This is a genomic window from Blautia sp. RTP21359st1_E11_RTP21359_211015 (assembly GCF_040910705.1).
GTDB lineage: Bacteria > Bacillota > Clostridia > Lachnospirales > Lachnospiraceae > Blautia_A > Blautia_A fusiformis.
On the sequence record NZ_JBDGAB010000037.1, the window covers coordinates 26,259 to 34,995 of the forward strand.

At 42.6% G+C, this 8,737-nt stretch carries 13 protein-coding genes; 12 read left to right on the top strand and 1 reads right to left on the bottom strand.

From position 1 onward, the window contains the following. Positions 1 to 7: 7 nt before the first annotated feature. From rplU to rsfS, 8 genes are all read left to right on the top strand, one after another. Complete coding sequence (gene rplU, locus AB5026_RS12800) at positions 8 to 313, top strand: 50S ribosomal protein L21 (RefSeq protein WP_015525170.1); 306 nt, start codon at positions 8 to 10, stop codon at positions 311 to 313. Between the two features lie 12 nt (positions 314 to 325). Beyond that, positions 326 to 646 (top strand): ribosomal-processing cysteine protease Prp, encoded by a 321-nt coding sequence (locus AB5026_RS12805; RefSeq protein WP_015525169.1) that lies wholly within the window; start codon positions 326 to 328, stop codon positions 644 to 646. Positions 647 to 651: 5 nt separating this feature from the next. After that, positions 652 to 939 carry a 50S ribosomal protein L27 gene (gene rpmA, locus AB5026_RS12810; RefSeq protein WP_015525168.1) on the top strand — a complete coding sequence of 96 codons (288 nt, stop codon included), beginning with the start codon at positions 652 to 654 and terminating at the stop codon, positions 937 to 939. Between the two features lie 64 nt (positions 940 to 1,003). Beyond that, complete coding sequence (gene obgE, locus AB5026_RS12815) at positions 1,004 to 2,296, top strand: GTPase ObgE (protein WP_110104101.1); 1,293 nt, start codon at positions 1,004 to 1,006, stop codon at positions 2,294 to 2,296. Between the two features lie 11 nt (positions 2,297 to 2,307). Continuing rightward, positions 2,308 to 2,598, top strand: coding sequence for a ribosome assembly RNA-binding protein YhbY (yhbY, locus tag AB5026_RS12820; protein WP_021978046.1), 291 nt, complete (start codon positions 2,308 to 2,310; stop codon positions 2,596 to 2,598). A 16-nt stretch (positions 2,599 to 2,614) separates the two neighbouring features. Continuing rightward, the gene (gene nadD, locus AB5026_RS12825) at positions 2,615 to 3,256 is read left to right on the top strand and encodes a nicotinate-nucleotide adenylyltransferase (RefSeq protein WP_021652068.1); all 642 of its coding nucleotides are present in this window, start codon (positions 2,615 to 2,617) and stop codon (positions 3,254 to 3,256) included. Then, positions 3,243 to 3,857 carry a bis(5'-nucleosyl)-tetraphosphatase (symmetrical) YqeK gene (yqeK, locus tag AB5026_RS12830; protein WP_015525164.1) on the top strand — a complete coding sequence of 205 codons (615 nt, stop codon included), beginning with the start codon at positions 3,243 to 3,245 and terminating at the stop codon, positions 3,855 to 3,857. The genes nadD and yqeK overlap by 14 nt, the downstream gene beginning before the upstream one ends. A 6-nt stretch (positions 3,858 to 3,863) precedes the next feature. After that, entirely contained in the window at positions 3,864 to 4,229 is a 366-nt protein-coding gene (rsfS, locus tag AB5026_RS12835) for a ribosome silencing factor (RefSeq protein WP_015525163.1), read from the top strand. Between the two features lie 179 nt (positions 4,230 to 4,408). On the opposite strand, the gene lexA is transcribed toward rsfS, so the two are convergent. Continuing rightward, entirely contained in the window at positions 4,409 to 5,029 is a 621-nt protein-coding gene (lexA, locus tag AB5026_RS12840) for a transcriptional repressor LexA (protein WP_015525162.1), read from the bottom strand. Positions 5,030 to 5,243: 214 nt separating this feature from the next. Between lexA and AB5026_RS12845 the strand changes: the two genes are divergently transcribed. From AB5026_RS12845 to AB5026_RS12860, 4 genes are all read left to right on the top strand, one after another. Continuing rightward, positions 5,244 to 6,686 carry an HlyD family efflux transporter periplasmic adaptor subunit gene (locus tag AB5026_RS12845; RefSeq protein WP_114001608.1) on the top strand — a complete coding sequence of 481 codons (1,443 nt, stop codon included), beginning with the start codon at positions 5,244 to 5,246 and terminating at the stop codon, positions 6,684 to 6,686. Positions 6,687 to 6,705: 19 nt separating this feature from the next. Next, on the top strand, positions 6,706 to 7,398 hold the full coding sequence (locus tag AB5026_RS12850; RefSeq protein ID WP_015525161.1) for a YggS family pyridoxal phosphate-dependent enzyme: 693 nt from the start codon (positions 6,706 to 6,708) through the stop codon (positions 7,396 to 7,398). A 24-nt stretch (positions 7,399 to 7,422) separates the two neighbouring features. After that, entirely contained in the window at positions 7,423 to 8,076 is a 654-nt protein-coding gene (locus AB5026_RS12855; RefSeq protein WP_021652063.1) for a cell division protein SepF, read from the top strand. Between the two features lie 4 nt (positions 8,077 to 8,080). Beyond that, a partial coding sequence (locus tag AB5026_RS12860; protein ID WP_368213437.1) for a YlmH/Sll1252 family protein occupies positions 8,081 to 8,737 on the top strand: 657 nt, incomplete at its 3' end.

Sequence of the window (8,737 nt, forward strand, 5' to 3'; positions counted from 1 at the left end):
GCCACAGATGTACGCAATTATTGCAACAGGTGGTAAACAGTACAAGGTTGCCGAGGGTGACGTAATTAAAGTTGAAAAGCTCGGTGTAGAAGCTGGTGAAACCGTAACATTTGACAACGTGATCGCAGTCAGCAATGACGGATTAAAGGTTGGCGAGGATGTAAAAGATGCCAGTGTTACCGCTTCTGTAGTTGAAAACGGTAAGAATCGCAAGGTCATCGTTTACAAATACAAACGCAAAACTGGATATCACAAGAAAAACGGACATAGACAGCAGTACACCAAAGTTAAGATCGAAAAGATTAACGGTTAATCTGGTGTCATCATGATTACAATTAAAGTCAGAAAGAAAAACGGATCTTACGAAGAATTTATTTCGAAGGGACATGCCGGTTATGCAGAAGCCGGACAGGATATTGTCTGTGCTGCGGTATCTGCACTGATCATTACCACGGTGAATTCTCTTGAGAAATTCACAGATGATAAATTTGATGTGCAGGAAAAGGATGGATTTGTTTCCATTCATTTCAGAAATGATCTTTCTGAACGGGGGATGCTCCTTATGGATTCCTTACTTCTCGGTCTGACGGAAATTGCTGGTAGTTATAACAATCGATATTTGACAGTAAAAGTCAAGGAGGTGTAACAACAATGATGAAGATGAACCTTCAGTTATTCGCACATAAAAAGGGAGTTGGTTCTACAAAGAACGGTCGTGATTCCGAGTCTAAGAGATTAGGTGCGAAAAGAGCAGACGGACAGTTTGTAAAAGCCGGAAACATTCTTTACAGACAGCGCGGAACCAAGATTCACCCAGGTGAAAACGTAGGCTGCGGTAAAGACTATACTTTATTTGCACTTACAGACGGAGTCGTAAGATTCACAAGAAAAGGTCGCGATAAGAAACAGGTTTCTATCGTTCCTGTAGACGCAGAGTAATGAAATAGGTAAAAGGCTTCAAATCGATCCGGTTTGGAGCCTTTTTTTGGAATAGAGGTGTAATATGTTTGCAGATAGAGCAAGGATCATTATCCGCTCCGGTAAAGGCGGCGACGGACATGTAAGCTTCCGACGTGAGCTGTATGTACCTAATGGCGGGCCGGATGGCGGCGATGGTGGCCGTGGCGGTGATGTGATTTTTGAGATCGACGAGGGCCAGAATACTCTCGGAGACTACAGACACAGAAGAAAATATAAAGCTGAGGATGGCCAGGAAGGCGGTAAAAAACGCTGCCATGGTGCAGACGGTAAGGATGTGGTCCTGAAGGTTCCGGAAGGTACGGTGATCATGGATGCGGAATCCGGCAAGGTCATCGCGGATATGTCCGGTGAGAATCGTAGACAGGTCGTATTAAAAGGCGGTCGTGGTGGAAAAGGCAATCAGCACTATGCAACAGCTACCATGCAGGTACCGAAATATGCCCAGCCTGGACAGCCGGCTCAGGAGCTTGAGGTTCTCCTTGAGCTTAAAGTGATCGCAGATGTTGGTCTGGTAGGCTTTCCGAATGTAGGTAAATCTACCTTCCTTTCCCGTGTGACAAATGCACAGCCGAAGATCGCTAACTATCATTTTACAACGTTGAGCCCTAATCTTGGCGTTGTAGATACTGATAACGGCGGCTTTGTTATCGCTGATATCCCGGGACTGATCGAAGGTGCATCGGAAGGTGTGGGGCTTGGACATGAATTCCTCCGTCATATTGAGCGTACACGAGTTATCATCCACATTGTAGATGCCGCTTCCGTAGAAGGTCGTGATCCAGTGGAGGATATCCACAAGATCAATAAAGAACTGGAGGCCTACAATCCGGAAATTGCAGCAAGACCGCAGGTGATCGCAGCCAACAAGATTGACTGTATTTTTGATGATGGCGAAGAAAGCCCTATTGATCAACTGAAAGCAGAATTTGAGCCACAGGGTATTCCGGTTTATCCAATTTCAGCCGTTACCGGGCAGGGTGTCAGAGAACTCCTTTTCCATGTGAAAGAGCTTCTGGATAAGAGCCCGATGAAACCGGTAGTGTTTGAACAGGAATTCTTCCCGGAAGATGTTCTTGTAAATGAAAATCTTCCGTTTACTGTGGAGCGCAGCGAGGAAGATCCGGAAGTATTCCTTGTGGAAGGTCCTAAGATTGAAAAAATGCTTGGCTATACAAATCTGGATTCTGAGAAGGGATTTGCCTTCTTCCAGAAATTCCTGAAAGAGGGCGGTATCCTGGAGGAACTGGAAAAAGCCGGTATCCAGGAAGGCGATACGGTTCGTATGTATGGCTTTGATTTTGATTATTATAAATAAGAGGTATGACAATGACAAGTAAGCAGAGAGCATATTTAAAAGGCCTTGCCATGACAATGGATCCGATCCTTCAGCTTGGCAAGGGTGGTCTTACTCCTGAAAATACCGCTGCTGTTGAGGAAGCTCTTGCAGCAAGAGAGCTGATCAAGATCAGCGTTCTTCAGAACTGTCTGGAGGATCCACGTGAAATGGCACAGGTTCTTGCAGAGAGAACAAGATCTCAGGTAGTACAGGTGATCGGTAAAAAGATCGTTCTCTACAGAGAAGGTAAAAAGGACAAGAAAAAAATCATTCTTCCGTAATCTCGGGAGGTTATAAATGAGCAAAGCAACAAAAAAAATAGGAATCATGGGTGGTACTTTTGATCCCATTCATATGGGGCATTTGATCCTGGGAGAAAAAGCCTATGAACAGCTTGAGCTTGATAAAGTTTTGTTCATGCCCTGCGGAAATCCACCTCATAAACGGAACCGTAAGGGCAGAGCGACTGATGAACAGCGTGCGGAAATGGTCCGTCTTGCCATAGAGGATAATCCTCACTTTGAGCTGTCTCTGATCGAGATGCATGAGGAAGGCTATACGTATACTTACCGGACTCTGGAACAGCTGAATAAAGCGAATCCGGACACAGAGTATTATTTTATCATCGGTGCAGATTCGCTTTTTAATTTTGATACCTGGATGGAACCGGAACGCATTTGTCAGGAAGCAGTACTGGTAGTGGCAACCAGAGATCATACTCCATTGAAGGAACTTGATCAGCAGATGCAACTTCTGTCACAGAAGTATAACGGGAATTTTATTCGACTGGATACCATGAATATTGATGTTTCCAGTGAGCTGCTCCGTTCCTGGCATGAAAGCGGGCAGAGTCTCCGCTATTATGTTCCCAAGCCTGTGATTTCCTATATTGAGAAAAACGATATCTATAAAGGAAATGATTCAGATGGGAAAATATGATTTTATCAAGATAAAAAAGAAACTTTCCAAATATCTGGATGAGGCCAGATTTGAGCATACAATGGGGGTTATGTACACTTGTGCTGCGCTTGCCATGGTTTATGATTATGATCTGGAGGATGCACAGGCTGCAGGACTTCTTCATGACAGTGCAAAGTGTATTCCTAATAAAAAGAAACTGAAGCTGTGCAGCCAGCATGATATTCCGGTATCAGATTTTGAAAAGGATCATCCGTTTCTTCTTCATGCCAAACTGGGGGCTTATGTGGCCAGCAGTAAATATGATATTAAAGACGAAGAGATCCTGACAGCGATCACTTATCATACAACAGGAAGACCGGGAATGAGCCTTCTTGAGAAGATCGTATATATTTCAGACTATATTGAACCAATGCGTGACAAAGCTCCGAATCTTGCGAAGGTGCGAAAGATTGCTTTTGAAGATCTGGATGAGTGTATGTATGAGATTTTAAAGGATACACTGGAATATCTGGAGGAAAATCCCAAGGAAATCGACAGTACGACTAGGGATGCTTATGTTTATTATAAAGAACTCCATGACAGAAAAATGCAGGATGCAGCCAACAGACAGGAGGATTAAAATTCTATGAGTATCGAAAAAGAGATGGTCCGGATCGCCTGCAAGGCACTGGATGATAAAAAAGCAAAGGATATCAAGATTATTGATATCCATGAGGTTTCCGTGATCGCAGATTATTTTGTGATTGCAAGTGCTTCCAACCAGAATCAGGTACAGGCAATGGTTGACAATGCAGATGAAATGCTTGGCCGTGCCGGATATGAAGCAAAACAGATCGAGGGAACCAGAAACTCCAGCTGGGTCCTCATGGATTACGGTGATATGATCATCCATATCTTTGATGAGGAAAACAGACTTTTCTACGATCTTGAGAGGATTTGGAGAGACGGCAAGATTCTTGATGCGGAAGAATTTCTTGGTGAGAATGAGTAAAATTTGTTATATTAGTTTACTGTAAAAATATTATGTGAACTAAATAAGAAGAAATCAAAAAGCAGAAGTTTTCTGTTGAAAAAGAAAAGAGAGATATCTTTGTGGGGCTGTACAGCTACCTTAAAGATATCTCTCTTTTTAAATCACATTACATTGGGTGGGATCTGTTGTTTATATTTTCATGAAAAGAAACGAAATACACCAAATACTTTGCCGAGGATCTGCAGATTACCGGTGATGATGATCGGTTCCATATTGTCGTTCTCCGGCTGAAGTCGATAATAACCATTTTCTTTGTAGAAAGTCTTAACTGTTGCAGAATCATCGATCAGAGCAACTACCATGTCGCCGTTTTCTGCTGTTGCCTGCTGCTTTACAAGAACCTGATCTCCATCAAAAATACCTGCATTGATCATACTGTCGCCTTTGACAGTCAGCATGAAACTTTGTTCATTGGGCATATATTCAGCCGGGATCGGAAAGTAAGCATCGATATTTTCCACTGCCAGGATCGGCTGTCCGGCAGCAACAGTGCCTACAAGAGGAACATTGACAACCTCGCGGCGGACCAGATTGAAATTATCATCAATGATCTCGATCGCACGGGGCTTGGTGGCATCTCTGCGGATATATCCGTTTTTTTCCAGAGCTTCCAGATGGGAGTGAACGGAAGATGTGGATTTCAGGTTTACTGCTTCACAGATTTCACGGACGGAGGGCGGAAAACCTCTGTTAAGGATCTCATTTTTCATATAATCCAGTATTTCCTGCTGCTTTTTACTGATTCTGCCATATGTCATGTGTACTTACCTCCCTGGGTTGATTTTATCTGCTGTCGACCATAATATGACAGCATCACGAAATTATATTTTGAATAGTATAACATACTTTTGAAAAAATGGCAAACGGATATTCGGAAAGTATGTTCGCACGTTTTAAAGCTTGTATTCATTTAAATAAAATGTTACAATAAAACGAACTTTAAGAGATGAACGATGTAAAGGAGGCATTCATTTGCCGGATAATAAAGTACATTCCGGAAAAACTCCGGGATTCTTAGCAAAGCTTCGTAAAATTTTTGGTCTGAACATTGGAACTGTAATGTTCGGAGCAATTTTTATCTATATGATCTTTAGTGTGATTCTTTATCTTACAGCTTCTCATATGGAATCTTATCAGGTTCCCTCCGGTCCGTTATCCATGAATGAGACATACACAGGGCTGGCGATCATGACAGAGAACGTAGTGCAGGCAGATGCGGGCGGTTACGTTACATATTACGCAAGGGAAGGTACCAAGATCAATGCCAACGGTGCTGTCTACAGCCTGAACAGTTCAAGATCTGCAGACAATGTAACCTCTCTGAGCAGAGAGGAACTGGCGGATATACGCAGTAATATGCAAAGCTTTTCCAAAGGATTTGATCCCAGCAAATTCAACAGTGCCTATAGTTTTAAATATCAGCTCAATGGAAGCATCCTTCAGTATGCTTCAGACAGTTCGGGAGCTTCTTCTGCAAGCACGACGTCTGAAGATGGAGAGGAAGCCACAGTTACAACAATAGTTTCCAGTGATCCGAATATCCGCCGTGCGCAGACAGACGGGATCATCCTGTATTCTACAGATGGCTACGAAACCAAAACCGTTGATAATGTCACAGCTGCTGATTTTGATCAGAATTCCTATCAGGAAACGGATCTGAAAACAGATGGACAGATAAAGGCCGGAGATGATATTTATACGATCATTACAGATGAACGCTGGAGTCTTTTGATTCCTTTAAGTGAGAAGCAGGCTGCTAATCTGAAGGAGCGTACATCGATCCGTGTCAAGTTCCTGAAAGATGATCTGACGCAGACAGGAGACTTTTCGATCATGGAGATCGATGGGGCTAAATACGGTAAGATTGATTTTAATAAGGGACTGATCCGATATGCGTCAGACCGGTTTCTGGAAATAGAACTTGTCACGAACAATGTGACAGGTTTAAAGATCCCGTTATCTTCTATCGTAACGAAGGAGTTTTATGCAATACCTTCCAAATATCTTACGACGGATGATGAAACACAGCAATCCGGATTTATGCTTTCCGGAAGAAATAAAAAAGGCGACAGTACGACAACCTTTGTCAGTGCCGGTATCTATGGCCGTGATGAGATCACAGACAAAGAAACACAGGAAACAAGCTATATTTATTACGTAGACAAGAATAAATTTAAAGAAGGCGATGCTCTTGTTGAGCCGGATAGTGGAGAGAAGTTTATCATTGGAGATACAGAAGTTCTGGAGGGAGTTTTCTGTGTCAATCAGGGATATGCGGTATTCCGCCGGATCGAGATCCTGGATGAAAATGAGGAATATGCGGTTGTATCAAAGGAAACCTATAATGGGCTTGTCCGATATGACCGTATTGTGAAAAATGCAGATAAAGTAAGTGAACAGGATATACTTTACTAATTAAAGGAGGATTTATATCATGGTAGCGGAAAATTTGGCACAGGTGCAGAAAAATATTAATGAATCCTGCAATAAAATTAACAGAGATCCGAATGAAGTCACACTGATCGCAGTAAGCAAAACCAAACCGGTGGAGATGCTGAAGGAGGCTTATGATGCCGGAGCACGTGTCTTTGGAGAGAACAAAGTGCAGGAGATCGTGGATAAATATGATCAGATGCCTTCAGATGTCAAATGGCATATGATCGGACATCTTCAGCGTAATAAAGTAAAATATATTGTGGATAAAGTTGCAATGATCCATTCTGTAGATTCGCTTCGCTTGGCCGAGACGATTGAAAAAGAAGCAGCGAAAAAAGCGGTTATTGTTCCGATCCTTATAGAAGTAAATGTAGCGCAGGAAGAAAGTAAATTTGGTCTGAAACCGGAAGAAGTTTTACCGCTTATAGAACAGATCGCAGATTTTTCACACATTCGGATAAAGGGGCTCATGACAATTGCTCCCTATGTTGATAATGCAGAGGAAAATCGCGAAATTTTCCGTGAACTTAAGAAATTAAGTGTTGACATTGCTGCTAAAAACATTAATAATGTTACTATGAGTGTTCTGAGTATGGGAATGACCGGAGATTACATGGTTGCCGTGCAGGAGGGCGCTACGATGGTGCGTGTAGGCACTGGTATTTTTGGTGCAAGAAATTACGCATTATAAGACTAATAAGATTGGAGATTTAAAATGGGCGTTTTAGACAAGTTTTTAGATGCCATCAAACTGAACGACGATTATGACGATGACGAATTGTTAGATGATAGCCTTCTTGAGGATGAGGACGATTATGATGACGATTTCCTCGATGAAGATGATGATATGGAAGAGAAACCAAAGAAGAAATTTTTTGAGAAATTTTCCAAGAAAAAAAATGACGAGGAAGAGGATTTTCTGGAGGATGAGCCGGAAGATGAAACGGTTAAGGCACCTGTTGCTAAGTCATCTGCAAAGACAGCTGCAGCCAAGGCCCCGGCAAGGCAGGAACGTATTTCCAGACCGGCACCTTCTTCCAAGATCACCCCAATGCGTACAAGCAAGCGTTCTTCCCAGGCTGCAAATATGGAAGTTTGTGTGATCAAGCCTACAACCATGGAGGAAGCAAGAGAAATTGCGGATACACTGGTCGATAATTCTACCGTGATCCTGAATCTTGAAGGAATCGATGTGGAGCTTGCACAGAGGATCATCGATTTTACTTCCGGTGCATGTTATTCACTTGGAGGAAGCCTTCAGCAGGTATCCAGCTATATTTTTGTACTTGGACCATATAATGTAGATATTACAGGTGATCTTCAGAATATCCTTGGCGGTTCTGTGCCGTCTGTTAGAGTGGGTTATTAACCTCATGGATAAAGAAGAACTTTTTGTTAAGAGAATCCGTGAACTGGCAAATCTGGCCTATCAGAGAGATATTACCACATTTACGGATTTTCTTAATTTAAATGAACGGAATATTTTAAACAGTCAGAATTTTCATAAGCTGGGTGTTACAGCGGAAGGTTTTGGCGGATATGAGAATGCAGAGCGTCAGATGGTAGCCTTTCACCCTGATGCTCTTGCTTTTACATGGGATTATCCCATTGATTGTATCCGGCTTGAGCCAAAAGCAGTGAAATTTTCAGAAGATCTGACACATCGGGATTATTTGGGAGCGATCCTGAATCTTGGGGTTGACAGGAGTGTTGTTGGGGATATTCTTATAGAAGATCATACTGCGAGCTTTTTCTGTCTGCGTCAGATGACAGATTTTTTTCTGGAGAATCTGTGTCGTGTAAGACATACCACAGTTGTGGCGTCGAAGATAGAAGATCCGGGTGATCTTCCGAGGCCGGAACTGAAACCAGTTAGTGGAACCTGTGCGTCCGTACGCCTGGATTCTCTGATCGCACTGGCTTTTGGGACTTCCAGAAGCAGTATTGTGCATTGTATTGAAGAAGGGCTTGTTTTTGTAAATGGAAAACTGATCACATCCAATGGTTATGAGCCCAAAGAGGGAGACATC

Coding starts and splice junctions, on each gene's coding strand:
- rplU (WP_015525170.1), top strand. CDS start 8: ATGTACGCAATTATTGCAACAGGTGGTAAACAGTACAAGGTTGCCGAG.
- yqeK (WP_015525164.1), top strand. CDS start 3,243: ATGGGAAAATATGATTTTATCAAGATAAAAAAGAAACTTTCCAAATAT.
- nadD (WP_021652068.1), top strand. CDS start 2,615: ATGAGCAAAGCAACAAAAAAAATAGGAATCATGGGTGGTACTTTTGAT.
- AB5026_RS12805 (WP_015525169.1), top strand. CDS start 326: ATGATTACAATTAAAGTCAGAAAGAAAAACGGATCTTACGAAGAATTT.
- rpmA (WP_015525168.1), top strand. CDS start 652: ATGATGAAGATGAACCTTCAGTTATTCGCACATAAAAAGGGAGTTGGT.
- yhbY (WP_021978046.1), top strand. CDS start 2,308: ATGACAAGTAAGCAGAGAGCATATTTAAAAGGCCTTGCCATGACAATG.
- AB5026_RS12855 (WP_021652063.1), top strand. CDS start 7,423: ATGGGCGTTTTAGACAAGTTTTTAGATGCCATCAAACTGAACGACGAT.
- AB5026_RS12850 (WP_015525161.1), top strand. CDS start 6,706: ATGGTAGCGGAAAATTTGGCACAGGTGCAGAAAAATATTAATGAATCC.
- lexA (WP_015525162.1), bottom strand. CDS start 5,029: ATGACATATGGCAGAATCAGTAAAAAGCAGCAGGAAATACTGGATTAT.
- obgE (WP_110104101.1), top strand. CDS start 1,004: ATGTTTGCAGATAGAGCAAGGATCATTATCCGCTCCGGTAAAGGCGGC.
- rsfS (WP_015525163.1), top strand. CDS start 3,864: ATGAGTATCGAAAAAGAGATGGTCCGGATCGCCTGCAAGGCACTGGAT.